27 protein-coding genes are annotated in these 24,994 nt (G+C 43.2%); 21 read left to right on the top strand and 6 right to left on the bottom strand.

The window, feature by feature from the left end:
• The first annotated feature begins 2 nt into the window (after positions 1-2).
• Positions 3-887 carry a D-alanyl-D-alanine carboxypeptidase family protein gene (locus CSV74_RS05470; RefSeq protein ID WP_099690877.1) on the top strand — a complete coding sequence of 295 codons (885 nt, stop codon included), beginning with the start codon at positions 3-5 and terminating at the stop codon, positions 885-887.
• Positions 888-1,034: 147 nt separating this feature from the next.
• Here the strand turns inward: CSV74_RS05470 and bioA are convergent, their stop codons facing one another.
• Positions 1,035-2,363: an adenosylmethionine--8-amino-7-oxononanoate transaminase gene (bioA, locus tag CSV74_RS05465; protein ID WP_233190805.1), complete on the bottom strand. Its 1,329-nt coding sequence runs from the start codon at positions 2,361-2,363 to the stop codon at positions 1,035-1,037.
• A 7-nt stretch (positions 2,364-2,370) separates the two neighbouring features.
• A complete protein-coding gene (gene bioD / locus CSV74_RS05460; RefSeq protein ID WP_158231750.1) occupies positions 2,371-3,108 on the bottom strand; it encodes a dethiobiotin synthase in 738 nt (245 codons plus the stop codon).
• Positions 3,109-3,204: 96 nt separating this feature from the next.
• On the opposite strand from bioD, the gene CSV74_RS05455 reads away from it, so the two are divergent.
• Entirely contained in the window at positions 3,205-3,771 is a 567-nt protein-coding gene (locus CSV74_RS05455) for a biotin transporter BioY (protein WP_099690874.1), read from the top strand.
• Positions 3,772-3,826: 55 nt separating this feature from the next.
• On the opposite strand, the gene fabG is transcribed toward CSV74_RS05455, so the two are convergent.
• Both fabG and CSV74_RS05445 read right to left on the bottom strand, forming a co-directional pair.
• On the bottom strand, positions 3,827-4,570 hold the full coding sequence (gene fabG, locus CSV74_RS05450) for a 3-oxoacyl-ACP reductase FabG (protein ID WP_099690873.1): 744 nt from the start codon (positions 4,568-4,570) through the stop codon (positions 3,827-3,829).
• A 148-nt stretch (positions 4,571-4,718) separates the two neighbouring features.
• Positions 4,719-5,642, bottom strand: a complete 924-nt coding sequence (locus tag CSV74_RS05445; protein WP_099690872.1) for a LysR family transcriptional regulator — start codon at positions 5,640-5,642, stop codon at positions 4,719-4,721.
• A 136-nt stretch (positions 5,643-5,778) separates the two neighbouring features.
• Between CSV74_RS05445 and CSV74_RS05440 the strand changes: the two genes are divergently transcribed.
• The 8 genes from CSV74_RS05440 to CSV74_RS05405 all read left to right on the top strand — a co-directional run bounded on the left by CSV74_RS05440 (position 5,779) and on the right by CSV74_RS05405 (position 13,702).
• Positions 5,779-7,149: a phenylacetate--CoA ligase family protein gene (locus CSV74_RS05440; RefSeq protein WP_099690871.1), complete on the top strand. Its 1,371-nt coding sequence runs from the start codon at positions 5,779-5,781 to the stop codon at positions 7,147-7,149.
• A 4-nt stretch (positions 7,150-7,153) separates the two neighbouring features.
• Positions 7,154-8,107 (top strand): amidohydrolase family protein, encoded by a 954-nt coding sequence (locus CSV74_RS05435; RefSeq protein ID WP_099690870.1) that lies wholly within the window; start codon positions 7,154-7,156, stop codon positions 8,105-8,107.
• An 18-nt stretch (positions 8,108-8,125) separates the two neighbouring features.
• On the top strand, positions 8,126-9,559 hold the full coding sequence (locus tag CSV74_RS05430) for an APC family permease (protein WP_099690869.1): 1,434 nt from the start codon (positions 8,126-8,128) through the stop codon (positions 9,557-9,559).
• A 379-nt stretch (positions 9,560-9,938) separates the two neighbouring features.
• The gene (locus CSV74_RS05425; RefSeq protein ID WP_099690868.1) at positions 9,939-10,370 is read left to right on the top strand and encodes a BrxA/BrxB family bacilliredoxin; all 432 of its coding nucleotides are present in this window, start codon (positions 9,939-9,941) and stop codon (positions 10,368-10,370) included.
• Positions 10,367-11,146 (top strand): class I SAM-dependent methyltransferase, encoded by a 780-nt coding sequence (locus tag CSV74_RS05420; protein WP_233190787.1) that lies wholly within the window; start codon positions 10,367-10,369, stop codon positions 11,144-11,146. Before CSV74_RS05425 ends, CSV74_RS05420 begins: the two co-directional genes overlap by 4 nt.
• Before the next feature lie 415 nt (positions 11,147-11,561).
• The gene (locus tag CSV74_RS05415; protein ID WP_099690867.1) at positions 11,562-12,149 is read left to right on the top strand and encodes a YpjP family protein; all 588 of its coding nucleotides are present in this window, start codon (positions 11,562-11,564) and stop codon (positions 12,147-12,149) included.
• Positions 12,150-12,265: 116 nt separating this feature from the next.
• Positions 12,266-13,207, top strand: a complete 942-nt coding sequence (locus CSV74_RS05410) for a thymidylate synthase (RefSeq protein WP_099690866.1) — start codon at positions 12,266-12,268, stop codon at positions 13,205-13,207.
• 12 nt (positions 13,208-13,219) lie between these two features.
• Positions 13,220-13,702 (top strand): dihydrofolate reductase, encoded by a 483-nt coding sequence (locus CSV74_RS05405; RefSeq protein WP_099690865.1) that lies wholly within the window; start codon positions 13,220-13,222, stop codon positions 13,700-13,702.
• Between the two features lie 9 nt (positions 13,703-13,711).
• Here CSV74_RS05405 and trhA read toward each other — a convergent pair whose 3' ends face one another.
• Complete coding sequence (gene trhA, locus CSV74_RS05400; protein ID WP_029053846.1) at positions 13,712-14,347, bottom strand: PAQR family membrane homeostasis protein TrhA; 636 nt, start codon at positions 14,345-14,347, stop codon at positions 13,712-13,714.
• A gap of 81 nt (positions 14,348-14,428) precedes the next feature.
• Between trhA and CSV74_RS05395 the strand changes: the two genes are divergently transcribed.
• From CSV74_RS05395 to CSV74_RS05350, 10 genes are all read left to right on the top strand, one after another.
• Positions 14,429-15,265, top strand: a complete 837-nt coding sequence (locus CSV74_RS05395) for a DegV family protein (RefSeq protein ID WP_099690864.1) — start codon at positions 14,429-14,431, stop codon at positions 15,263-15,265.
• Positions 15,266-15,290: 25 nt separating this feature from the next.
• Complete coding sequence (locus CSV74_RS05390; RefSeq protein ID WP_037561780.1) at positions 15,291-16,094, top strand: SGNH/GDSL hydrolase family protein; 804 nt, start codon at positions 15,291-15,293, stop codon at positions 16,092-16,094.
• 8 nt (positions 16,095-16,102) lie between these two features.
• A complete protein-coding gene (locus tag CSV74_RS05385; RefSeq protein ID WP_099690863.1) occupies positions 16,103-16,675 on the top strand; it encodes a YpmS family protein in 573 nt (190 codons plus the stop codon).
• Between the two features lie 13 nt (positions 16,676-16,688).
• Positions 16,689-17,219 carry a peptide-methionine (S)-S-oxide reductase MsrA gene (msrA, locus tag CSV74_RS05380; RefSeq protein WP_099690862.1) on the top strand — a complete coding sequence of 177 codons (531 nt, stop codon included), beginning with the start codon at positions 16,689-16,691 and terminating at the stop codon, positions 17,217-17,219.
• The gene (gene msrB, locus CSV74_RS05375; protein ID WP_099690861.1) at positions 17,216-17,641 is read left to right on the top strand and encodes a peptide-methionine (R)-S-oxide reductase MsrB; all 426 of its coding nucleotides are present in this window, start codon (positions 17,216-17,218) and stop codon (positions 17,639-17,641) included. The genes msrA and msrB overlap by 4 nt, the downstream gene beginning before the upstream one ends.
• 15 nt (positions 17,642-17,656) lie before the next feature.
• Positions 17,657-17,881 carry a YozE family protein gene (locus CSV74_RS05370; protein WP_029053840.1) on the top strand — a complete coding sequence of 75 codons (225 nt, stop codon included), beginning with the start codon at positions 17,657-17,659 and terminating at the stop codon, positions 17,879-17,881.
• A 77-nt stretch (positions 17,882-17,958) separates the two neighbouring features.
• A complete protein-coding gene (deoD, locus tag CSV74_RS05365; RefSeq protein ID WP_099690860.1) occupies positions 17,959-18,663 on the top strand; it encodes a purine-nucleoside phosphorylase in 705 nt (234 codons plus the stop codon).
• Between the two features lie 75 nt (positions 18,664-18,738).
• The gene (locus tag CSV74_RS05360; RefSeq protein ID WP_099690859.1) at positions 18,739-20,235 is read left to right on the top strand and encodes a lmo1851 family serine protease; all 1,497 of its coding nucleotides are present in this window, start codon (positions 18,739-18,741) and stop codon (positions 20,233-20,235) included.
• 64 nt (positions 20,236-20,299) lie between these two features.
• A complete protein-coding gene (locus CSV74_RS05355; protein ID WP_099690858.1) occupies positions 20,300-21,199 on the top strand; it encodes a CobW family GTP-binding protein in 900 nt (299 codons plus the stop codon).
• Positions 21,200-21,377: 178 nt separating this feature from the next.
• Positions 21,378-22,034 carry a CAP domain-containing protein gene (locus tag CSV74_RS05350; protein WP_099690857.1) on the top strand — a complete coding sequence of 219 codons (657 nt, stop codon included), beginning with the start codon at positions 21,378-21,380 and terminating at the stop codon, positions 22,032-22,034.
• A 368-nt stretch (positions 22,035-22,402) separates the two neighbouring features.
• Here CSV74_RS05350 and CSV74_RS05345 read toward each other — a convergent pair whose 3' ends face one another.
• Positions 22,403-23,758, bottom strand: a complete 1,356-nt coding sequence (locus CSV74_RS05345; RefSeq protein WP_099690856.1) for an MATE family efflux transporter — start codon at positions 23,756-23,758, stop codon at positions 22,403-22,405.
• Positions 23,759-23,843: 85 nt separating this feature from the next.
• On the opposite strand from CSV74_RS05345, the gene CSV74_RS05340 reads away from it, so the two are divergent.
• Entirely contained in the window at positions 23,844-24,917 is a 1,074-nt protein-coding gene (locus CSV74_RS05340) for an undecaprenyldiphospho-muramoylpentapeptide beta-N-acetylglucosaminyltransferase (protein ID WP_099690855.1), read from the top strand.
• Positions 24,918-24,994 lie beyond the last annotated feature (77 nt).

Raw genomic sequence — 24,994 nt, 5'->3', positions numbered from 1 at the left:
AAATGAAGAAATTACTATTAGTGTTACTCATCTGTTTGGGCATCTATGCAGTGGTGACCCAATGGAATGATGTGCAAGTAATAGATGAGAATTGGAGTGCTTCGTCAAAGGCCATGATTCTCTTGAATGCACATACAGGTGAGGTGTTATATGAGAGAAACAGCAAAGAATCATTACCGATTGCTAGCATGACAAAATTAATGACACAATATATCGTTTTGAATACGATCAAAAACGGAACGATTTCCTGGGAAACTACGTATCAGCCAAGTCCCACCGTGCTGGATATGGCACAGTTCGCTAGTGCTGCGAAGCTTGGCATGAAAGCGAATGAAAGCTATACAGTACGTGAACTATTTACGGCGATGACGGTCATATCAGCAAATGACGCAGCGCTTGCGTTAGCTGAAATTGTGGCAGGGACAGAAGAGGATTTTGTTGCGATCATGAATGAACAAGCACGTGCGTTTAAGTTAAAGAAAACCGTATTCTATAATCCACATGGTTTAGATGGCAATTATCTTGGCAGGGGGGACAATAAAAACAATTTGGCGACCGCTCGTGATATGGCAGTTATCGCTGACCGACTCATCGCAACGCATCCTGAAGTATTGGAATTCACCAGTATGACGCACTTTATGTCCGACGAAGGAATGAAAATGTGGAATACGAATCTTCTTTTGCCTGGTATGCGTATGCAAATGGCTGGCATGGATGGATTAAAGACTGGATATACCGATGCGGCAGGTTCGTGTTTTACGGGTAGTGGGGTATTCAATGGAGAACGGGTAATTTCCGTATTAATAGGAGTAGAAGAAGTGGATGGAAATCAGTCGGAACCACGTTTTAATGTAACTAGGGAAATGGTGGAGCGGTTTGTGAAGTGATGATTACCTTCTATCTGTTTGTAGAAGCAAATAGTATTATTACTTCCGATTTAATAAAAGAATTATTAACACAATAGGTAATTCAAAAAGACTGCGCTAGAAACCATCATGGTTTTGAGCGCAGTCTTTTTATAAAATCTGTAGTGGTTACTGAAGACTACCTATAGCTACCGATTCTTCTGTTACTGCCTTAATTCCTTCTACCATTAGAGCAACCATTTCCGCTAACTGTTCATTTGAAGTAGCCAGAGGCGGCATCAGGACGATGACATCCCCGAGCGGCCTTGTCAGCAAACCGAGCTTTCTCATTTCCAATGTAGCCCGGTAAGCTACACGGCTTTCTAATGGGAAAGACTCTTTTGTGTGCTTGTCTTTTACGATTTCAATTCCGCACATCAAGCCACATTGTCTGACGTCTCCCACATGCGGAAGTTGCTTGACGTCCACTAGTAATTCTTTAAGAAACGTAGACTTTTCCTCTGACTGCTTTACGAGTTGCTCTTTCTCGAAAATTTCCAAGTTAGCTAGTGCTACTGCACATCCCAGCTGGTTCCCCGTGTAGGAGTGTCCATGGAAGAATGTTTTCATTTCCTCATATTCTCCGTAAAACGCATCGTAGATTTCTTCGGTCGCGAATGTAGCGGCGACTGGTAAATAGCCCCCTGTAAGTCCTTTTGCTACAGTCATCAGATCGGGTTGGATTCCTTCATGCTCAACAGCGAACATTTTCCCAGTACGACCGAAACCGGTAGCTACTTCATCGACTATGAGTAAAACGTTAAATTCGTTGCACAACTTTTCAACGCCCTTTAAATAACCTGCTGGCATCGTATTCATCCCGCCTGCTCCTTGAATCATCGGCTCAAGCACCATTCCGGCTATTTCTTCATGGAGTTCTTCAAATAGCAAGCGCAGTTCCTGCAGACTTTCATCTCGCACGATATTCTCATCACCTGAAGGGTGGCGGTAAACGGATGGGAATGGAATGACGAGCGCATCAAATAATAGGGAAGTATAGACTTTGTGATACAGTTCAATAGAACCAACACTCATCGTACCGACCGTATCACCATGATATCCGTTGCTAACTGTCACAAAGCGTGTTTTTTTCTCCAGACCTTTATTCTGCCAATACTGATACGCCATCTTCACCGCTATCTCAACAGACGTCGCGCCACTGTCCGAGTAAAATACACGGGTCAATCTTTCGGGCACTAATTTCACTAATTTCTCCGCCAACAAAATCGAGGGTATATTTGCAGCACCGAGTAACGTCGAATGAGCAATGGACTGCAGTTGCGTTTGGATCGCTTCATCTAATTCCTTTTTTCGGTGGCCATGTACATTTAGCCACAAAGAGGAATAGCCGTCCAAATACGTTTTGCCATGTATATCCGTAACTGTTACGCCTTCTCCGCTTGCAATGATGAGCGGGTCTTTCTCGTAATCCGACATTTGTGTAAATGGTAGCCACATATATTGCTTACTTTTCTTGAGTAATTGGTTTGCTTCCACTCTGTAACGCCTCCTCTAAAATTGTATAATTCCATTCTTCGTAGCATTTCTTTCTCTTTTCCGAATCCATCAACGTTTCTTGAATGTCTTTCTGATAGGGAATGATCCCAATCACTGGGACACCGCTCAGCTTATAGACCATTTCCACATTATCTTTAATGACATTGGGGTGGTCTTGCGTCATATCATTGAATAAAAGCCCTGCAATTCGAATCCCTCTAGCTTTCATTGCTTCGATTGAAAGGAGTGTATGGTTGATTGTCCCAACTCCCGCTCGTGCCACTAATACCACAGGTGCCATCAATTCTTCCATCCAGTCAATCATGCAATAGCCTTCTGAGGTAAGCGGCACATATAATCCTCCCGCTCCCTCTACTACGATGCCGTCATGACTTTCGCTACGTTTCCTTATGGATTGAGTCAATCTATTGCTATCGATTTGTCTGTCTTCCAAACTAGCAGCCAAATGAGGCGAGCAAGGCGTGGTGAATAAATAGTCGGGGGAAAGTTGTTCTTTGCCCGATGCCAGCTCATACGTCATAATATCTGGCGCTGCAAAGTGGTCATTGCGTAAAACCGCTCCTGTTTGGATAGGTTTAAACGGGACGAAATGCCGACCGTTTTCAGATAAAAAGTCACTGAGTAACACAGTGGCTACGGTTTTTCCGGCATCAGTATCTGTTCCAGTAATGAATAATATCGACACATTATTATCTCCTTTTTGAAATATGTGTTAACTAAATACTGAATTATGTTAACATATAATTTGAAAGACAACAATAGAAAGTAGGAGGATCAGAAAATGAAAGCAAAAGAAATTGTACTTTGCGCATTATTTGCGGCATTGATGGGGGTGGGGGCGAACATTGCGCCACTACTGACGATCGGTGGTGTGCCAGTCACGCTTCAGTTACTATTTGCAATATTAGCAGGGGGATTACTAGGTAGCCGATTAGGTGCCATGTCTATGTTCGCTTATTTATTTATTGGGTTAGCAGGTGCTCCGATTTTCGCACAATTTAAAGGAGGACTCGGTAGTTTCATCAGCCCGACGTTTGGTTACATTATTTCCTTTATCTTCGTAGCATATATCGTAGGGAAGTTCTTTGAGTGTAAACAGTCGTGGCTTAGTTATACGGGGGCAGGCATTCTCGCAATAGCAGTGAACTACATAATCGGTACGAATTATATGTATTTTGCGTATGTATACTGGGTAGAAGCGCCTGCTGGCTTCAGTTATGTACTTGCTTGGTCCTGGATGGTTGCTTATTTACCACTGGATATTGGAGTTACGATTCTGTCTATTATATTAATTCCTAGACTGCAAAAAGCTATTAGATTCAAGCCTCTGAGCAAGCGTTTGACGTAAAAAATATACCTGTGTGAGGACAATCAAAAAGTTCTCACGCAGGTATATTTTTACATTACACCATCAAAAATCCGCCACTAACACTAATGCACTCGCCATTTACAAAACTCGAATCATCTGAAGCTAAAAACGCAACAACCGAAGCTACTTCTGCGGGATCACCCATACGACCAGAAGGCGTTAACATCGTCGCGATCTTCTTCACATCTTCTGGCAAATCCTTCGTCATATCGGTATTGATCTGACCTGGCGCTACCGCATTGACCGTTATCTGCTTACCGCCGTTTTCTTTAGCTAGCGTTCGAGTCAAACCAAGTACACCCGCTTTCGACGCGCTGTAATTTCCTTGTCCCAAATTGCCCCAGCTGGAAGAGGAAGAGACATTGACGATCTTGCCGTATTGCTGCGCACGCATATGCGGAATGACGGCTTGGCACGTATAGAACATGCTGTTGAGATTGACGTCCAGTACAGAATGCCATTGCTCCGGCGTCATTTTATGGAAAAATGAATCCCTCGTTATACCTGCATTATTAATCAATATATCAACCTTGCCGAACTTCTCGTAAATAGTAGAAAATGTTTTCGTCACTTCGTCTGGATCGGCTACGTCGCACTTCATAGCGAATACCTTTTCACCTGAAGAGTCTAATGCGGAAGCCGTTTGTTGCAACTTGTCAAAATTAACGTCCAACATGATGACCGAAGCCCCATCCTGAAGTACACGTTCCGCGATTTTCTCTCCAATTCCTTGTGCCGCACCTGTTACGACCGCAATCTTATCTACTAATTTGCCCATATTTCACACTCCTTATCATTTTTATAGAATAGTAAGATAACTTTATCATGAATGAATGATGATTCATACAGCTATAGCAGTAGTATTTTGTAATGATGTATGCCATATTACGTCACAAATAGTGTGGTTATTAAAGTTATTCTACCTCTCATCGAAGAGAATCGACTAATTCTTGTTTATCTTGATCTAAAGTAACAAGTGACTCAATAAGTTTCAGGATTTCCTTGAAGAAAGGGTTGTTTTGATCTTCATTCCTTGTAACAAGGCCTAAAAAACTGCTATGGGAAAAGTCAAGCAGTAAAGGGATGGATATAATTTCCTTGGATGTGATGTACGGATTTATAGCATTCTCAGCGATCGTATCAATAGAGATTGCCCGTTTATTCAAGACGAAATTCCTGATGAATTCTTGATTGGTAGAATAGAACAAGATATCTATATCTGTAGTGTGTTGCTTAATAAGACGAACCAACCACTTTAAGTAAGGGCCGTCATACATGGCGATATTTTCATTAGCTAAGTCTTGGCTGGTGATGTGTTGTTTACTAGCGAGGTGAGAATCAGCACTTACGAAAACGTACAATTTAATATCTATAAGCGGTAGTACTTGTAACGTATTCACCATGTCATTGTTCTCTTCGTAAATCGGTATAACGCCTATATCTGTAATTCCCATCTTAATATCATCAATGATAGAGGCAGTGTCCTTTTCGGTAAACTTCATAGTAGACCCGAATTTCGTGTCGTTCAATAAATCAGATATGAAGGGTAAATATAGCCCTTTCACGACGGATAGTCGGACTGTGTGAGTTGCTTCGTCACTTGTGTGTATGGATAACAGTTCATCGTTTAACGCGACTATCTTTTTCATGATCTCAATTGCATATAAACCTTTTTCCGTGATTACTACTTTTTTTGTTGATCTAACGAAGAGTGTAAAACCCAATTCTTTCTCTAACTTTGAAATGGACTGACTAATGGCGGATTGAGAAATGAATAGTGCATCGGACGCTTTTGAGAAAGATAAGTACTTAGCTACGGTGAGGAGATATTTTATTTGATCTACATGCATGAGAAACCCTCCTTGAGATAATTACTTATAAGAATAACTTATAAACTCATCAATTTTAGATATTATACTTACATTCATAATAGAGTATATAATCAGAAATGTAAACGCTTGCAATTAATGAGGAGGTTGTTTATCAATGACGAATCTAATTAGTAGACAAGTAACGTATCACAACCCTGACATCAGGAGAATGACTGATGAAGAAATAGAAGAATATCAATTCTTTTTATTGAAAGATCAATTGAAATATATAAATCGGAATTCTATGTATTATTCCGATCAGATCAAGAAACATGAAATCAACATTGCAGAAATCCACTCATTTGATGATTATTTCAAACTGCCGCTTTTTCTAGATAAGGAACGTGAACGTATCAGTCAAAAAGAGTCGCTAGAGAAGCGAGGTCATCCATTTGGCATGCATCTATGCAGCTCCCCGGATGATATCGCGTTTACGGGAACGACTAGCGGTACTAGTGGGCAACCGACATTTACCTATACATTCACGAAGAATGATTTAACATTTATGAGTCAATTCATCTCCCATATGCTGTCGTATGGCGGAATCATGAAGGGGGAACGAGTCCTTTTTGCACACGCCCTCGGGATTTACGCAACGAGTTCCATTATCCAGGGAATAAAAGCTCACGGTTGCCTGCCGATTGATGTTGATATCAGAAGCGGATCGGATGCTATCATCAATTATGCCAGATTGACGAAACCTGCAGCTCTTATGACTACACCATCGTTAGCCGAGTATTTAATAGAAAAGTATCGAGAAACATTTGATAGACCAATTTCAGATTTAGGTCTTCAGGCAATATTTACTGTAGGCGAAGTGGGAATTGGCATTCCGGAAGTGAAAAATAGAATAGAGGAGGAATTTGGATGCCGCGTTTATGATTATCTAGGGGAAATAGGATTTTCTTGCGATTCGGATGAATATTATGGTGTTCATTGCACGGCCCCTGAATTAGGAACCTTCCCGAACGAGCTGATTGATCCACATAATCAAAAACCATTGGAAATTACGAATGGTGTAATCGGTGAAATAGTGATTACTGAATTCAATTTGCAAGCACTGCCACGTGTCCGCTATCGTTCTGGAGATTTAGTGCAGGTATATACTATACCTTGTCCAGGATGCGGATTTACCGGGCGGAGAGTGAAGATGATTGGACGTTCGGATGACATGATAATTGTCAAAGGTACTAATATCTATCCTGCCGCAATAAAAGAAGTGATTACCGAATTCATGCCGAATGTTACTGGAGAAATGAGAATAGTCCTAGAAAATCCACCACCACGAGTAGTCCCGCCACTTGTCATCAAAATTGAACATAAAGAAGGGATTTCACCACAACAATTGCAAGAGCTCGATTTGAATATTAAAAAGACCTTACATGACAAATTACGTTTTACGCCAAAGTTTGAGTGGGTACAAGCTGGAACTATCGAGCGCGCCCTACACAAGACACCGGTATTTGAAAAAAGATACAAGGAGTGATGACATGATTATAGATGTATCCAACACAGTTCCAATTTTCCAATTTGAGAAAGTGGTAACGATCGATAAAAAGAATACAGAATATCTTCAATTGTTTGCGCCTAGGTGGGCACAGCTCCTTGGTTGGCCAAAACAAAAACTTGTGGAGAAAATAAAAGAAGAACCTCTTGAAGATGTCATAAATGAACTATTTACCCAACTGGAAAAAAGTTATTCTATGGAAAATTTCATTGGGATGCTTCAGAAATCAAATGTTGTGAAGCATGCAATTCATAACTTGGACTATGGACGCTCAAAATACAGTAACCCCGTGTCGCATGAAGAAACGGCATGTTTATTAAAGGAATACAAAGGACAATTCATAGGTTTTGCTGGTTATAATCCACACATAGGGACGGAGAGCTTAAAAGTCGTCAAAAAAGCAGTTTTAGAACAAGGATTTGAAGCCGTTGCAATTGCGCCATATGATCATGGATTACACGCGAATGACAAAAAATATTATCCCCTTTACTCTTTCTGTGACGAGCATAATATTCCAGTTTGGATCCATGCCTCCATTAACTATTTTAAAGAAACCTCAGTATTTGTCGATCATCCGAAATACTTAGAAGAACCATTGATGGATTTTGACAACTTGAAAATAATTGCGGGACATGGCGGATGGCCATGGACAACGGATCTAGTCGCACTTTGTTTGAAGTATAATCGGTTATTTGTAGATACATCGGCTTTTCGGCCAAAGTATATCGGCATGGAAAATACGGGGTGGGAGATGTTCCTTCAATATGCGAATACACTTCTTCAAGATCAAATAGTATTCGGGTCTGATTGGCTGACACTGGGAATGCCGATTGCCGAATTTATTGCCGAGATTGATAGTTGGGGACTTAGAGATGAAGTAAAAGAAAAGTTCTTCTGGAAAAACGCAAATAATCTATTCGATTTTAAACTTACTTAAAAAGTCGAGGTGGAAATTATGGGTGAGACTCAATTAAAAAGATCGTTGACCACAGTAGATCTACTTTCAATTGGAGTAGGTGCAGTCATTGGTTGGTCGTGGGTAATCTACGCGGGGCCATGGTCTACATTTGGAGGAAGTCTCGGTGGAATTATTGCATTTATTATAGGTGGAATTATCTGCAGTTTCGTTGGTTTGACGTATGCTGAATTATCTTCAACCATGCCAAGGGCGGGCGGAGATGTATCTTTTTCATTTATTGGGTTAGGAGATAAGTGGGGATTTTTATCAGGTGCAACAGTAGGCTATGCATTATTGACCCTTTTGATTGTAGAGACGCTGATGTTTCCTTTAATCCTAGTATCTCTCGGTTTTCCTTTGATAAAATATGGCCCGCTGTATGAATTAGGCGGTGAGACTGTATATGTTTCTTATATTTTAATTTCTATTTTTATTAATTTACTTTTCGCTTTACTGAATTATAAAGGAATAGAGTTTTCCAGGGTTTTCCAAACAATTACAGTCGGAGTTTTGCTGCTTGCAGCAGTATTTTATGTGTTTGCTGGTGTATCACTTGGTAATTTCGACAACGCCAAACCACTATTCACATCTACTTCTGGACTTATACTCGTCATGCTGATGGTACCTGGATTTATGGCCGGCTTCAATATTGTAGCGCAAGCGGTGGAAGAAACGACAATTGATTCGAAAACGATCGGAAGAGTCGTCATTGCTACAGTGTGGGCAAGCACATTGTTCTATATTTTTATCATCGCTGGTGCATCGTTCTCTTCTACTGCGGGTGTTCGTGAGGAAAGTCAGCTTGTTGTCATAGAATCACTTGTAACTATGTTTAATGGAAATCAAATTCCTAAAACTCTTGTCGCGTTGGCAGCATTGATCGGGATGTTAACTTCTTGGAATGCAGCTTATATCGGGGGGAGTCGTGTCATATTCGCACTTGGAAGGGCGAAATACCTTCCGGAACGATTTGCACACTTGAGTGTAAAAAATCAAACGCCTACCTACTCAATATTCTTATTGTTTATCATTAGTAGTATAGCGGCATTTCTTGGAACAAGCCAAACGATCTTCACAAGTATTGTTAATATTTCAGGCTTTATGATGTCGTTATCTTGGTTGCTAGTCGTCATTGCATTTTTAAAAATTAGAAAAAACCACCCCTTATTAGAACGTCCTTTCAGAGTTCGCTACGGTAAAATCGTTGGAATAATTAGCTTAGTGTCGTTGGTTGGGCTAATGGTACTCTATACGCCACTAAATCCGTTGGGCGGGCTAACCTTGACAGAACTTAGTATACTGGCAGTCATCCTCTTAATGATTATTGGCCTATATGTATTCTACGTTAGAAGGCATCCCGTCTCGTATGAAGAGAGAAAGTTATTGTTGTTAGGAGAAGAATTATCTGAGAAGATTTTTGAAAATAAATGAATTGTTAACGCATCTGTGTGAAAGTAATACACAGGTGCTTTTTTTGTGTAGATAGAGTAGAGTTCATTTCACTCAATTTTATATACTTTGCATTGCTAGCTGTAAGAAGAAGCGGCAGAGAAAAGAAGAATTGACCAAACTGCACGCAGACTGTTGAAGATGAATATGGACGACGAAACAATAGTCGGGGCAATATTATTAAAAATAAAACGTATGAAAGAAACGAAAATGAATCTAAAAATCGGCTTACTATCACCTCCGTGAACTTTGATATTCAAAACTATTTAACTCAATCACGTGAAATAATTCCTTCTATCCTTTACTATTGAAATCAGTACGACATAAAACACTTAACCCCATGAAAGGCGGAGATATTCAAATGAACGCTTATGATGAGTACATGCGTGGAATCGTTACACCGATGCGCGAAGAACTAACAACTGTAGGATTTATAGAACTAACAACGGCTGAAGAAGTCGACGATACGCTAAAAGACTTGGAAGGTTCCGCTATTATTGTGATCAACTCTGTCTGTGGCTGTGCAGCAGGTTTAGCACGTCCAGCAGTACGCGAGGCAATAGAAGAAGTGAAACCGGATCACCTATTTACGGTGTTTGCAGGTCAAGATAAAGAAGCGACGGAAACGTTCCGTTCGTACTTCCCAGAAATTCCACCGAGTTCACCATCCATTGCAATCTGGAATGAAGGGAAAGTTGTATACTTTATTCCACGTGAACAAATCGAGAACTTCCAGAAAGATCAAATTAAAGATCACCTAGTTGACGTCTTAACTAAAGTTGTCGCTCAGTGAACGTGATCATTACGACAGCAGGACGCCCTGATGAACATTCCACTGCACTGATGCATCAAGCAGCGGACGCGTTACAGGCACCTGTCGTCGAGCGAAAAAAGCGGTCTATCCCTACACTACAAGACGTCTATCAAGCAGATGTTTTAGTGGCGGGGAAGGACCGCTATTCGTTTTACAAAAAAGGTAGTAACGAGTCGTTCTTCTTTCATCCGAACTCTGCTACCTATCGCTTGAAACGTATCCTAAAAGGTGAAATAGATCCACTTGTGGCGGCAGCCGATCTTAAACTGGGAGACTCTTTCCTCGACTGCACACTTGGCCTCGGCTCCGATGCGATCATTGCGGCGAGCGCCGTAGGAGAAAAAGGAACAGTGGAAGGGATCGAAGTGGATCAAATCGTCGCCTTTCTAACCAAAGTCGGATTGCATAACTTCCCAATCGACTTTCCACTACTGCAAGAAGCGATGAGACGAGTTCAAGTCATTCATGCGGAAGCCGTAGATTTCTTGAAAACTTGCGAAACGAACTCACGTGACGTTGTATTCCTCGATCCGATGTTCACGACACCGATCGAAGAGTCTTCCAATTTTGAAGTTTTGCGGGAAATTGGTGTGACCGATACTGTCACGGAAGAATGGGTAGCAGAAGCTTTGCGTGTATGCCGACGCCGTGTCGTCCTGAAAGACCACTTCCAGTCACCGATGTTCGAACGCTTCGGCTTTATTCAGCAAATTCGCCCGTATACGAAAGTGCATTATGGCGTGCTTGAGAAATGAGATGGGCTGTAGCGCGATCTCGTTTCTTTACTTAACGACTAACATAGAAAAAAGACTGTATAGCTTTTTATTAAGCCATACAGTCTTTTTCTTGTTTTACCATAACGCCAGCCTGTCGAGGCTATACGGCGTTCTTCGCTATTGAATTAGTGCGTGAAATTAAGGGAGCTCAAGTACAAAGTCAATACCAGCATACCAATACCTAATAGTAAGTTAACATCCATTGTTGCGACCTCCTTTATATGTAGCGCGTTGATTGAAATCCGCTTAACTTGCAATCAGAGAACATTTTGTGAAAATTGATGATTGAAGTTTGACTTTATTGTACAATGAAATAGTAAAAGATGAAACCTTTTGTGACGCTTTTCGTATGAGTTATGTAGATGTATGACGGAATGTTGAAGGAGTGATGGAAATGAAGCAATGGTTACAGCGGCTGATGATCGCATCTGTCGCCGTGTTGACACTGGGCATCATTACACCCAATCATGAAATTTGGACAAACTTTCAAGACAAGCATGAACCGAATGAATCCGGAACCCACGCAGAAGGCATGGAGTATTCCCTTGAACTGCAAGACAATCGAAATGACTTACTGACGCTTGACAGCTATACCGAAGAACAGCAATTGGTCGCACACGCACGTCTATTAACATATGAAAAGTTTGGGCAGCGTATCGGCCCCGTAATCCAGAATGAATTCGATAACGAGATTTTCCCACGAATCGAAGCGGTAATTCAAACGACCGTACATAATGCAGCAGATCGCCGTCTCGCAATCACTGAGCAGCCTTCAGGCGATTATGCGGAAAAGATTTTTCACGTCTATGACAAAACAGCGAATCAAGATCTGATCAAGTTTCATGTTCGTACGGAAAAACGACCTGTTGACGGTTACTTCTATAACTTCCATTACCATACAGCGGATGATGGATTTGTCGCGCATCACTCAGTTGGCGATATTTACTGGTCTAAAAACACACCACCGAAATGGCTTTCGTAATCAGCCGTTTCGTGGTGTGTTTTTTTGTTTGATTTATAACAGGTGTGAATATTTTTTTTTAGGCGATGATTAGTATATACTTAGTGGGATATATTCACGTAAAGGGAGCTTGAAGCATGAAGCAATATTTAGATCTATGTCAACATATTCTGGAAACAGGAACAAAAAAGGGAGATCGTACGGGTACGGGGACATACAGTGTCTTCGGCTATCAGATGCGTTTTGATTTAGCGCAAGGATTTCCTTTGCTAACGACAAAAAAGACGGCGTTTCGTTTGATTGTCTCGGAATTACTATGGTTTATTAAAGGAGATACCAATATCCGTACGTTGATTCAAGAACGGAATGGTATTTGGGATGAATGGGCATTTGAGCGGTATGTAAACAGTGCGGTGTATACAGGACCGGATATGACAGATTTTGGCCGCCGTGTATTAAAAGATGAAGAATTCGCGACGATTTATAAAGCGGAACTCGCTTCATTTAAAGAGAAAATCCTAGCAGATGAAGAATTTGCGAAGCAGCACGGAGATCTAGGTCCTGTCTACGGCAAGCAATGGAGAGCGTGGGATAGCGCGAACGGTGTCATCGATCAGCTCGCACAAGTGATCGACAGCATCAAACATAATCCTGACTCTCGCCGCCACATCGTCACAGCGTGGAACCCGGCTGAAGTCGATGAAATGGCGCTGCCACCATGTCACTTACTGTTTCAGTTTTATGTAGCGGACGGCAAGTTATCATGCCAGCTCTACCAACGCAGCGCGGACGTCTTCCTAGGCGTACCGTTCAATATCGCGTCGTACGCATTACTTATTCATTTAATTGCGCATGAATGTGGTTTAGAAGTAGGCGAATTCGTCCATACATTAGGGGACGCACACTTGTATCAGAACCATATCGATCAAGTACATGAGCAATTAGCGAGAGAGCCGAAAGAATTACCTACACTGAAAGTCAATTACAATGGTCGGTCGATCTTTGATTTGACGGCAGAGGATATTTCGATTGAAGGTTACGATCCGCATCCGAGAATTAAAGCACCGATCGCAGTTTAAGGAGGACATACAATGATTTCATTATTAGTAGCACATGACCTAGGCCGAGTGATCGGCAAGGACGATGAGATGCCATGGTATATTCCGGAAGAATTACAATATTTTAAAGAGAAGACGATGGGCAAGGCGATGATCATGGGGCGTAAAACGTTTGAATCGATTGGTCGCCCGTTAAAAGGTAGATTGAATATTGTCCTCACGCGCAATCAAGACTACGAAGCGGACGGCGTAACGGTCGTTCATGATATGGACAGCGCTGTGAAACTCGCTAAAGACTATGCGGACGAAGTGATGGTCATTGGTGGCGCGGAGATTTTCAAGATGTCGATGGCAGATGATGCAGACAGATTGTATGTGACCGTCATTGAGAAAAATTATCCAGGTGATACGTTCTTCCCAGAATACGAAGAAGACTATGCGTTAACAAGCAAGTCCGAGCCGCATTATGCGAAAGACGGCACCGCGTATACGTACCAAATTTGGGATAAAAAATAACGTTCCTCTCTATACATAGAGAAGAACGCTAAAGTACATCGATGCGCTGCCTGCCATGACGAACAAGTGCCAGATCGCGTGATTATACGGTACACGGCGTGACATGAAGAAGTACGCGCCCGCTGTATAGAACAACCCACCGATCACGAGCAACCATACGCCTTGAGTAGGCAGTGCATTATATAATGGTTTAATCGCCAACACGATGAGCCAGCCCATAATGAGATAGAGGGCGAGCGATAGTTTGGCAAATCGATGAATATAAAAGATCTTGAACAAGATGCCGAACAAGGTCAATCCCCAAATGATGCCGAATAACGTCCAGCCGAGTGCCCCTTGTAAGGTAACCAATAAAAATGGCGTATACGTTCCGGCAATTAGTACATAAATGGCGGAATGGTCGAGAATTGCGAAAAAAGATTTCAATTTTACCGGCATACTATGTAGTAATGTACTTGCGAGGAATAGTAACAACATGGACACGCCAAAGATCGTAAAGCTCGTTATGGCGATTCCGGTGCCTTGTTTCACACCTTTTAAGATCAGCAACACCAGTGCAGGTATGCTGAGTAAGAATCCGATGGCATGCGTGATCGCATTCCAACGTTCTTCCTGCAGATTCTTATAATCGAATGATTCTTCCATTCTGATAGCACCTCCTGCAACACACTATACCAAATACAGCGAAAAAAATCGCAAAAGCCACACGCGAAGGAGATAGAAATCATGAAAAAAATTCATATCGTCACGGATTCGACTGCAGATTTAACGGATGAACAGATTGCTCAATACAATATCCATGTCGTACCGTTAACGCTAACCATCAATGAAAAATCCTATGTTGACGGCGTAGAAATCCAACCAGCAGAATTTCTCGACTTGATGCGCGGTGCCAAAGAATTACCGAAAAGTTCACAGCCAGCAGTCGGCGTATTCCAGAACCTCTATGATGAACTGGGTGCGGATGGGTCGCAAATTATTTCGATTCATATGACAGGCGGCATGAGCGGTACAGTGAAATCTGCGGAAACAGCAGCTCATGCGTCAAGCGCTGACGTTACGGTCATCGACTCGATGTATATTTCACACGCACTGTCTTTCCAAGTGCTTGAAGCATGCCGTCTGGTCGAAGAAGGCAAAACGGTAGCAGAGATTGTGGAGACACTTGATCATGTACGTAAAAGTTCTTCCTTATTCGTCGTACTGGATGTTCTTGATAACATGGTGAAAGGTGGACGTATCGGCAAAGGGAAAGCGATGTTAGGTTCTCTGATGAATATCAAGCCTATTGCGTCACTGAAGGACGGAGTGTATACACCGGTCGCGAAGGTACGTAGCCATAAACAAGTAGTCTCGTATTTGTTTGATGAGTTTAAGAAGGAAACAGCAGGGAAAGTAATTCGTAGTGTCGGGATCGCGCATGCAAATGGCCTCGCGATGGCGGAGCCGCTTAAATGCAAGATTGAAGAGATGGGCATTCAAGTGATGCTGACATTTACGACACCGATCGTTAGTACCCACACTGGAGAAGGCGCGATCGGATTCATGTATTACACCGAGTGATATTAACTACAAAGGATATGACATTATGAGAAGAATGCTAGTGCTAGGTCTCGTCTTTTCATTGTTCTTAGCAGGGTGCCAAGCCCCATTCAGCAAAAAAGAGACGACGCTTGCGGAACGTGAAACCGTCGCGTTCGATCCGTTCGTTGTGCCGGAAACATTTATCCCGAAACGTGTAAACGTCTTAGGGCTAGGTGATTCATTGACACAAGGTGTCGGTGACGAACGTAAAGAAGGCGGATATTTTGGCCGTTTGACGTCGGACATGGAACAATGGAAAGGCGTTATGGAAGTGGACGCCGTGAACTTAGCGAAACGCGGACGGCGCAGCGACCAGTTTTTAAAACAATTACAAGATGAAGAAGTACAAGAAGCGGTCATTCAGGCAGATTATATCGTCTTTACGATCGGTGGCAATGATATCATGAAAGTCGTCAAAGGGAATTTCATGCAAATGAAAATGTCTGATTTCTACAAAGCTCTCGGTAAATTCGAAACGAGAATCGAAGAGTTGTTCGAGATTATACGTCTGTATAACCCGGATGCTCCGATCATCGTAGCGGGTCTCTATAATCCGTTCTCCGTCGTGACGGACGAGGTACAAGAGTTCGAAGACATTATCGCGGACTGGAACCGCTCGATAGAAGAACAAGTGGAACAAGACGGCATGGCTTGCTTTGTTCCTGTGAAAGATTTATTTAATTCGAATGAAAACTTGGTTTATCACACAGACTTCTTCCATCCGAACAGTAAAGGGTATGATTTGATGGAAAAGCGTTTCGTAAGAGAAATAAAAGGCTGTTCAGCGGTTGACCTGGAAGTGGAGTGAAGTACAATATGAATATTTGGAAAGTAGCGTTTTTCAGCCTGGCGGGAATAGTGGCAGCGGCGCTTGTAGGATTGATAATTCTCATCAGTGGCGCCACTGCTTCTCCACCTCTGCCGGAAGATACAGCGGTAAAAGAGGAAGGCTACACGTTGGCATTGAATACAACCAAAGAGAATTTTCAAGGAATGGCGAATACGTATATCCGAAAGGCCGTGAAAGGCACGTTACCAGTAGAACTGGAAATGCGTGATGATGTATTGTTGACATCCGAACTCACGGTGTTCTCGCATACATTGCCGCTCGCGATGCATTTTGACCCAGTCGTACGAAAAGACGGAAACTTAATTCTCAAACAATCGTCCATGGAATTAGGGCAGTTGAATATTCCACCTTCTACGGTACTGAAATTACTGAAGAGTTCAGTAGAGCTTCCAAAGTGGATGGTCGTCCGACCGAAGGAAGAGGAAATTTTCATCGATCTAAAGGACTTGCCAATCTCGGGGGACGTTCAAGTAAAGGCAAAAGAAGTGAATTTAGCAAAAGATGAGATTATATTGGAAGTATTGATACCGAATAACTAAGGGGGCACTACCTATGACAACACAACTCGCAACTTTCGCAGGCGGATGCTTCTGGTGTATGGTCAAGCCGTTCGACCAATACGATGGTGTACATTCTGTCACGAGTGGCTATACTGGCGGACATACCGTCAATCCAACGTATAAAGAAGTTTGTACCAATACAACGGGTCATCGGGAAGCCGTCGAGATCGAATTCGACGATAGCGTCATCAGTTACGAAGAATTATTGAGTATTTTCTGGCAAGTAATTGATCCTACTGATGCAGGCGGCCAGTTCCATGACCGTGGCGAATCGTATAAATCCGCGATCTACACTCACTCGGACGAGCAACAACAAGCAGCAGAGCGATCGAAGCAAGCTTTACAAGATAGCGGCAAGTTTGACGCGCCGATTGTAACAGATATTTTCCCGGCAAAAGAATTCTATCCAGCGGAAGAATATCACCAGCAGTATTATGAAAAGAACCCAGACCACTACGCACGTTACACTGTTGGATCAGGACGCGCAGGATTTATCGAAAAAAATTGGGGGAATCATTCATGAAAAAAGACTTACGTACTGAATTAACCGAGATGCAGTATCATGTGACGCAAGAAAGCGGAACAGAACCACCATTTCGTAATGAATATGATGCGCATTTCGAAGAAGGAATCTATGTAGACATTGTGTCGGGCAAACCGTTATTTAGCTCGAATGATAAATACGACGCGGGTTGCGGATGGCCAAGCTTCACGAAGCCAATTGAAGCAGTGGAAGTAACCGAGCACTTCGATACCACTCACGGCATGCGCCGCACGGAAGTACGCAGTAAGACAGCGGATTCTCACTTAGGACATGTCTTCCCCGACGGACCAACAGACCAAGGCGGATTGCGTTACTGCATCAACTCCGCGGCATTGCGCTTCGTTCCGGTGAGTGACCTAGAAAAAGAAGGTTATGAAGAATACAAAGGGTTATTTGAGTGAAGGAAGGTGACGACGATGGATCGATCCTTTTACCATTTCGCGCTACGTTATCGTGGCGGTGGAAAAGATGATGAAAAGGCGTTGTTTGCAGATAGGATGTTTCTTGATGCCGGTTTCCCGAAGGATGAAGAGGATTTCGATTCATTGTCGCGTTACGTCGAGGACATGGCGGACGATCATTTACGTTCTACTACGTTTGACGAATTATACGCAATCTATCAAGAGCTTTGCAGTAGGTAAATGGCGAGGGTTTCATTGCATCTCGCCATTATTCACTGTATGATAATAACAAATTAGTGAAATGAGGCTGAAAAAAGATGAGTATACATATTGATGCAAAACCAGGTGATATCGCAGAAACGGTTCTTCTTCCAGGAGATCCATTACGTGCGAAGTATATCGCAGAAACATTTTTAGAGGACGTTGTACAGTATAACGAGGTACGTAACATGTTTGGCTATACGGGAACATACAAAGGCAAGCGTATTTCCGTACAAGGTACTGGAATGGGCGTTCCGTCTATTTCTATCTACGTAACCGAGTTAATGCAGGAGTTTGGCGTTCAGAAATTGATCCGCGTTGGAACATGTGGCGCGATTCAAAAAGACGTAAAAGTACGTGACGTCATCTTAGCACAAGGTGCGACAACCAACTCTTCATTAAACGACGTAACATTCGGACCGATTCGCTTTGCGCCGATTGCGAACTTTGATTTATTGACGAAAGCGTATCATGCAGGGAAAGAAAAAGGCTTGCATTTACAAGTAGGTAACGTCTATACAGAAGACTTCTTCTATAATGAAGACGCACAGCACGAGAAACTAGCGCGTCACGGCGTATTGGCGGTGGAAATGGAAGCGGCAGCACTTTATACACTAGCAGCTCGCTATGGCCGTCAAGCACTCGCTGTCCTAACAGTAAGTGACCACATCCTCACTGGAGAAATCACTACTCCTGAAGAGCGTCAAACGACATTCAACGAAATGATCGAAGTCGCGTTAGATGCAGCAATTGCTGACTAATTGAATAGATAGAAACTTGTAATAGACCGCTCTTGGTAGCGGTCTTTTGCAGGGATATGGAAAGTAGGGAAGACAATGAACGAAAACGATTCGCATGAGAACGGGAAACCACAACCGGAAGGGCCAAAACCTACTCGCTTTATTCGGATTAAACCGTTTTCTCTGATCATGCTCATTTTTTTCCTTGTGCTGGCGACAGCCACCGTTACCTTCGTTGCACTGACAGTCGGAGACGATAAAGTAGTAGAAGTCGTCAAACCGAATCAAGTAGGTACGGAACGAAAAGAGTTCAAGAAACTGTATGAAGCATACGATCAACTTAAAGAAAGTTATTTTGACGAAGTGGACGATCAAGTCGTCATCGACGGTGCGATCAATGGAATGGTCGATTCATTAGGCGATCCGTACTCAGATTATTTAAATGAAAAAGAAGCCAAGCAATTAAATGAAAGTATATCTTCAAGTTTTGAAGGAATCGGTGCAGAAATTCAAGAGTCAAACGGCTATATTAGTATCGTGTCACCGATCAAAAACTCACCTGCTGAAAAAGCGGGTTTACTACCGAACGATACCGTACTATCGGTAGACGGTGAGAGCATACAAGGTTTGTCTTCATCGGAAGCGGTATTGCTCATCCGTGGAGAAAAAGGGTCAACGGTGACATTATCTGTACGACGCGGCGAAAAATCTGATCCGTTTGACGTAAAGATCGTTCGAGACGTCATTCCGATCAATACGGTTTACGCAGAAATGCTCGATGATAATATCGCACATATCAATATCACATCGTTCTCTGAACATACGTACGAGGAATTACTCGAAGCGCTCAATGAAATGACCGATAAAGGCATGGAAGGCGTACTCATTGACGTGCGTCAAAACCCAGGTGGCATCTTAAGCGGGGCAATCGATATTTCCGATTTGTTCGTCCCAGACGGCAAGATTCTGTTCCAAACAGAAGAAAAAGGCAAGACACCGGAAGCGTATCCTTCGTCTGACGGACAGAAAGTAACGGTTCCCGTCGCGTTGATCGTAGATGAAGGCAGTGCGTCTGCGTCTGAGATCTTAGCGGGTGCGTTAAAAGAGTCTGCGGGTATTCCGATTGTCGGCGTCAAGACGTTCGGTAAAGGAACGGTTCAAACACCAACTCAATTACCAGACGGCTCCAACTTGAAATTGACGACAGCGAAATGGTTAACTCCAGACGGCAACTGGATCCATAAAAAAGGGATCGAACCTGATGTGAAAGTACCATACCCTCCATACGCGTCACTGCCGTTCCTTGATTCATCTGAAGTGATGGACGAAGGTGTCGTCTCTCCGTCTGTACAAGCTGCAGAAGAGATGTTAGAAGCGGTAGGGTATGATCCAGGCGAAGTAGATGGTCTTTACGACGCGGATACAGCAGAAGCCGTTAAAACGTTACAAAAAGATCTATCACAAGAGCAAACAGGCATCTTGACTGGCGATACAACAGTCGGCTTAATGCAGAAATTACGGGACAAGATGAAAGAAGATGACCCGCAATTGCTGAAAGCTAAAGAAGTCGTGTTAAAAGAAATTAACTCATAATCAAAGAAACACGCGTCCAGCAATCGTTGGGCGCGTGTTCTCTATGGAAAAGGATGATACACACATGATTGATGTATATTTACTCAGCGGCTTTCTCGGAAGCGGCAAGACGTCGTTACTCGTAAATCTAGTCGACCAAGTAAAGGAGTCCGGTAGACAGCCAGCTGTATTGATGAATGAATTCGGAGAACTGAACATCGACAGTCAAATCGTCGAGGATGCAGGAGAAGTTCCGTTAAAAGAGTTACTAAACGGTTGTATATGCTGTTCGGGTGCGGAATCTACGGAAGCACAATTACAAGGCTTACTAGCAGATTACCCGGAGATTGACGTGCTGTTCATTGAAACGACTGGTGCAGCTCACCCAGTAGAAGCGTTAGACGCCGTATACTCGCCGTTATTCGCAGAGAAACTGGACGTCAAGGGAATTGTCACCGTAGTGGATGCCAAGCGCTGGATCGACCGTGACAAGCTCTCACCACGTATACAAGCATTATTCCTTGAACAAGTCCGTCACGCACACTTTATGGTGCTCAATAAAACGGATTTGCTGACAGATAATCAGTTGGCCTTCGTGACGATGCAAGTGACCCAATTTAATAGTTATGCACCGCTCGTCCAGACAGTGAACGCGAAAGTCGATTTCAGCTATGTCGAGAAGATGGTCAATGTGGCGGCACCAAAACAGCCGGTCGCAACAGGTAGTGGTTTGCCACTCGCTTCAAAAGTGTTGTCGTTCGACGCGCCGATCAACCAAGAACATTTTGAAGACTGGGTGCGCACATTACCGGACAGCGTCTACCGGATGAAAGGCTATATTCAACTAGATGGTTCTCGGTACTCGCATTTATTCCAATATGCATATGGCATGGTCAACTGGATACCGGAATATATGCAAATTCCGTCTAAACTTGTGATCATCGGGGAGCAACTGACCGACATCGAGTATTCACCAAAAAACTAGTTGTCAATAGCTTTTTGTTGGTAAAGGTCTTCTCCACTGGACAAAGTTGCTAATTATATCGTTCTTAAACTCTCATTTCATAGCTTTGTAGAGTTTGTTGGACAAATTGGTTAGAATGACCAATATCTCTCCTTTTCTTTGACGTTATGCTAAGTCTCGTAGAAAAGGAGGGACCAAGATGAAAAAACCGTTATCACTCATCTTATTAAGCTCAGCTATTTTATTGCCTACACATGCAGCAGAGGCAAGCACGACAAATCAGGTGCAAACTCACACGTATACGTGGAGTGTATCGAACAAGCAGGACTATTCATGTTACTGGGGCAACTATCAGAAGCCACAGCAACCTAGTAAGCCGGTAGCGAAACCGACACCGCCTGCACAACAACCTACTCAACCAACCAAACCAGTGGAAAAGCCGCAAACAGACAAGCCGGCACAGCAACAGACAGCGAATGTGTCTGCTACAGAGCAAGCCGTACTCGATTTGACGAATGCGGAACGTGCGAAAGCAGGCCTCAAGCCGTTACAGATCGATGCAGCTTTACAGAAGTCCGCAAAGCAGAAGTCAGCGGATATGGCAGCGAACAACTATTTCTCTCATACAAGCCCGACATACGGTTCACCGTTTGATCAAATGAAGCAGAATGGCGTTACATACCGTTCGGCAGCCGAGAACATTGCGAAGGGTCAACGTAGTGCACAGGATGTCGTGACAGCTTGGATGAATTCAGCTGGACACCGACAAAATATCCTGACACCTGGGTTTACGCATATCGGTATCGGGTATGATGCGAATGGACATTATTGGACGCAGCAGTTTATACAGAAGTAAGAATGTGAAGGTCAATGGATTTATATCCATTGACCTTTTTTTAATTGGGAGAGTTTGAGACTTCATTCACGTAATAGACTGGCATCGTTCGTTGTGTACGTTTGAGTGATGGGTCATGACTGATAGAGACGCTGGGGGTAATGAGCGGATACGAGCTGTTATAGAGCGCTTAACGTAAAGTAATGAGCGGTTGCAGACGTTGATAGAGCGGTTGGCGGTGACGATAGAGCGGATACGCATGAACTATGAGCGCTTAAGACGAATTTATGAGCGAAACACGCGCCACTCTCACCAGTTATTCACTATTGAAACTCACAACTACAAAAAAGGTCGATGGAATAAATTCTCCATCGACCCATACATATCTATTATTCAACTTCACGGTACTTATTCTGTATATACCGTAACCTAAACGAAAGAATCACCGCACCCACCGATAGACCAACGATGAGACCAACCCAGTAACCGTATGCGCCTAGCTCTGTATAGCGGGCAAGAACGAATCCCGTTGGCAACCCAATGAGCCAGAATGACACGACGCCGACTAAGAACGTCATTGTCACGTCCTTATAGCCGCGCAACGCACCTTGGATCGGCGCTTGCACCGCGTCCGATAGCTGGAATAGTGCAGCATAGATGAAGAAATGTACGGCCAGTGTAATAATCGCTGTGTCCGTCGTATATATAGAAGCAATCGACTCACGGAACGTCAGTAAAATGAATATGGATAAGAAACTGAAAATAACTGCGAACGCTATGCCGAGATACGTATACTCCCGCGCGTCTTTCGTTTTATTGGCACCAATGGACTGACCGACTAGTATCGTCGTCCCCATCGACACACTTAACGGCACCATATAGAGGAGTGACGTAAAATTAAGCGCGATCTGGTGAGCCGAGATGACTTGTGCGGTATAACTACTCATCAATAACGTCACGACGGAGAAGATACTCGTCTCAACGAAAATAGATAGACCGATCGGCACGCCGATGAGTAAAATTTCTTTCCATTTGCGGAAGGAGATTCTTTGCCAACCACTAAACAGCGTATACTCCTTAAAGTGGCGGGACGACCAAGCAATCAGTACCGCTATGAAGAATACGAGCCAGTACGTGAATCCAGATGCATACCCTGCACCGGCACCCCCTAGTTCTGGAAACCCGAAGTTACCGAAAATTAATAGATAGTTCAATGCAATATTGATTGGCGCGGACAACAGAATGATAAACATCGAGACACGGGTTGCACCGAGTGCGTCAAAGAATGAACGCAGTACGGTATAGGCCATGAGTGGAACTAATCCAATACTCATGCCAGTCAAGTAGGCGGAAGCTACTTCTATAACTGGCGCATCGAGTGGCATTCTGGTAATGGCAGGTAACACGACAAAGTGGATCAGCACGAAAATGATTGCTGAAAGAGCGAGAGATACGTATAATGCTTGCTGGACAGTAGGACGGACATCGTTTTTATTCTTCGCACCGATTTGCTGTGCGATAATAGGAGTCAGGCCCATCAGAATTCCGGAAAGACCGGTATAGACTGGTATCCAGAAGGAACTGCCGATGGTCACGCCTGCTAAGTGGAACGTGTCATAGCGTCCCGTCATGAGAATATCGAAGAACGACATCAGATAAAGCGCGACTTGTGTAATGACAATGGGAATCATGATTTTAATGAAAATGGATGTTTTTTGTTGCAAAGGTTTCGTTGCAGTAGTCATAGTTTTGATTTCCTCTACTAATGTTTTCGTTTTGACTATTGTAGCATGAAATATAGTAGGCAACGTATAGGGAAGGATGGAAAGAATGAAGCAACCGGTAGTCGTATTAACAGGTGGCGGTACAGCAGGACACGTATCCGTCAACCAAGCGTTAATTCCCGTATTTTTGGGTAAAGGATACAGTGTGCATTATATTGGTTCCCATGAAGGAATCGAAAAGGAACTGATCGCGGAAGGTCATCCGGAAGTGGTGTATCATGCGATTCAAAGTGGAAAGTTACGGCGTTATTTCTCAATGAAGAATTTTACGGATCCATTTCGTGTCGGTGCTGGGACATTACAGGCGCTCGCTATTCTTCGTAAAGTAAAGCCGGAAATAATTTTTTCCAAAGGCGGATTCGTTTCCGTACCTGTTGTGATGGCGGCTAAGCTTGCGAACGTGCCAGTCGTCGTTCACGAGTCGGACGTTACGCCTGGTCTTGCGAATAAATTGGCATTGCCGTTCTCTTCGCAAATTTTCACGGTCTTCGAACAGACGTTGCAGTACGTGCCGGCAGCGAAATCTATGTGTACGGGTCCGATTATTCGTCCAGAGCTGTTTATGGGTGATCGAGAAGAAGGATTGCGTAGAACGGGTTTGAATTCCGAAAAGCCGGTATTTATTATTATGGGAGGTAGTCAAGGCTCTGCCGTGTTGAATGAAGCGGTGCGTAATGAACTGCCCGACTTACTTAAGAAGTATCAGATCATTCATTTATGTGGTAAAGGGAATGTGGTGGAAGGTCTTTCAGTGGCGGGGTACGTGCAGTACGAATATGTCACTGATGAATTGCCCGACCTGCTCGCGGCTGCTGATTATGCGATTTCGCGTGCGGGGTCGAATGCGATTTTCGAATTGCTTGCCATCCATAAGCCGATGTTGCTCGTTCCGCTTGCAGCGTCAAAGAGTCGGGGCGATCAAATATTGAACGCGAAATACTTTGCTTCCAAAGGGCTGGCATTACAAATAGAAGAAGAACAATTCGAAGTGCAGTCTGTTACAGAACAATTTGATAGACTCATGAAGGAAAAAGCTCGATTGCTGTCGAATATTGAAAAGACGACAGAACCGAAGACACCTGAAAAGATGGCAGAATTGATTTTGTCGTTCCAAAAATGAGAATGTACGTGAAGTGCCTAAGAGACGTAGTTTTCAGTATTATTTAATATATTTTCAAGAACTTTGCAGAAAACTAC

This window comes from Sporosarcina sp. P19, assembly GCF_002743165.1.
Lineage (GTDB): Bacteria > Bacillota > Bacilli > Bacillales_A > Planococcaceae > Sporosarcina > Sporosarcina ureae.
The sequence above is the reverse complement of the archived record's forward strand: the minus strand, read 5'-3'. Positions and strand labels throughout refer to the sequence as shown.

Bases quoted from the DNA above. Each gene is read 5' to 3' on its own strand.
- CSV74_RS05470 (WP_099690877.1), top strand. From the start codon at position 3: ATGAAGAAATTACTATTAGTGTTACTCATCTGTTTGGGCATCTATGCA.
- bioA (WP_233190805.1), bottom strand. From the start codon at position 2,363: ATGTGGCTACCATTTACACAAATGTCGGATTACGAGAAAGACCCGCTC.
- CSV74_RS05455 (WP_099690874.1), top strand. From the start codon at position 3,205: ATGAAAGCAAAAGAAATTGTACTTTGCGCATTATTTGCGGCATTGATG.
- fabG (WP_099690873.1), bottom strand. From the start codon at position 4,570: ATGGGCAAATTAGTAGATAAGATTGCGGTCGTAACAGGTGCGGCACAA.
- CSV74_RS05445 (WP_099690872.1), bottom strand. From the start codon at position 5,642: ATGCATGTAGATCAAATAAAATATCTCCTCACCGTAGCTAAGTACTTA.
- CSV74_RS05440 (WP_099690871.1), top strand. From the start codon at position 5,779: ATGACGAATCTAATTAGTAGACAAGTAACGTATCACAACCCTGACATC.
- CSV74_RS05435 (WP_099690870.1), top strand. From the start codon at position 7,154: ATGATTATAGATGTATCCAACACAGTTCCAATTTTCCAATTTGAGAAA.
- CSV74_RS05430 (WP_099690869.1), top strand. From the start codon at position 8,126: ATGGGTGAGACTCAATTAAAAAGATCGTTGACCACAGTAGATCTACTT.
- CSV74_RS05425 (WP_099690868.1), top strand. From the start codon at position 9,939: ATGAACGCTTATGATGAGTACATGCGTGGAATCGTTACACCGATGCGC.
- CSV74_RS05415 (WP_099690867.1), top strand. From the start codon at position 11,562: ATGAAGCAATGGTTACAGCGGCTGATGATCGCATCTGTCGCCGTGTTG.
- CSV74_RS05410 (WP_099690866.1), top strand. From the start codon at position 12,266: ATGAAGCAATATTTAGATCTATGTCAACATATTCTGGAAACAGGAACA.
- CSV74_RS05405 (WP_099690865.1), top strand. From the start codon at position 13,220: ATGATTTCATTATTAGTAGCACATGACCTAGGCCGAGTGATCGGCAAG.
- trhA (WP_029053846.1), bottom strand. From the start codon at position 14,347: ATGGAAGAATCATTCGATTATAAGAATCTGCAGGAAGAACGTTGGAAT.
- CSV74_RS05395 (WP_099690864.1), top strand. From the start codon at position 14,429: ATGAAAAAAATTCATATCGTCACGGATTCGACTGCAGATTTAACGGAT.
- CSV74_RS05390 (WP_037561780.1), top strand. From the start codon at position 15,291: ATGAGAAGAATGCTAGTGCTAGGTCTCGTCTTTTCATTGTTCTTAGCA.
- CSV74_RS05385 (WP_099690863.1), top strand. From the start codon at position 16,103: ATGAATATTTGGAAAGTAGCGTTTTTCAGCCTGGCGGGAATAGTGGCA.
- msrA (WP_099690862.1), top strand. From the start codon at position 16,689: ATGACAACACAACTCGCAACTTTCGCAGGCGGATGCTTCTGGTGTATG.
- msrB (WP_099690861.1), top strand. From the start codon at position 17,216: ATGAAAAAAGACTTACGTACTGAATTAACCGAGATGCAGTATCATGTG.
- CSV74_RS05370 (WP_029053840.1), top strand. From the start codon at position 17,657: ATGGATCGATCCTTTTACCATTTCGCGCTACGTTATCGTGGCGGTGGA.
- deoD (WP_099690860.1), top strand. From the start codon at position 17,959: ATGAGTATACATATTGATGCAAAACCAGGTGATATCGCAGAAACGGTT.
- CSV74_RS05360 (WP_099690859.1), top strand. From the start codon at position 18,739: ATGAACGAAAACGATTCGCATGAGAACGGGAAACCACAACCGGAAGGG.
- CSV74_RS05355 (WP_099690858.1), top strand. From the start codon at position 20,300: ATGATTGATGTATATTTACTCAGCGGCTTTCTCGGAAGCGGCAAGACG.
- CSV74_RS05350 (WP_099690857.1), top strand. From the start codon at position 21,378: ATGAAAAAACCGTTATCACTCATCTTATTAAGCTCAGCTATTTTATTG.
- CSV74_RS05345 (WP_099690856.1), bottom strand. From the start codon at position 23,758: ATGACTACTGCAACGAAACCTTTGCAACAAAAAACATCCATTTTCATT.
- CSV74_RS05340 (WP_099690855.1), top strand. From the start codon at position 23,844: ATGAAGCAACCGGTAGTCGTATTAACAGGTGGCGGTACAGCAGGACAC.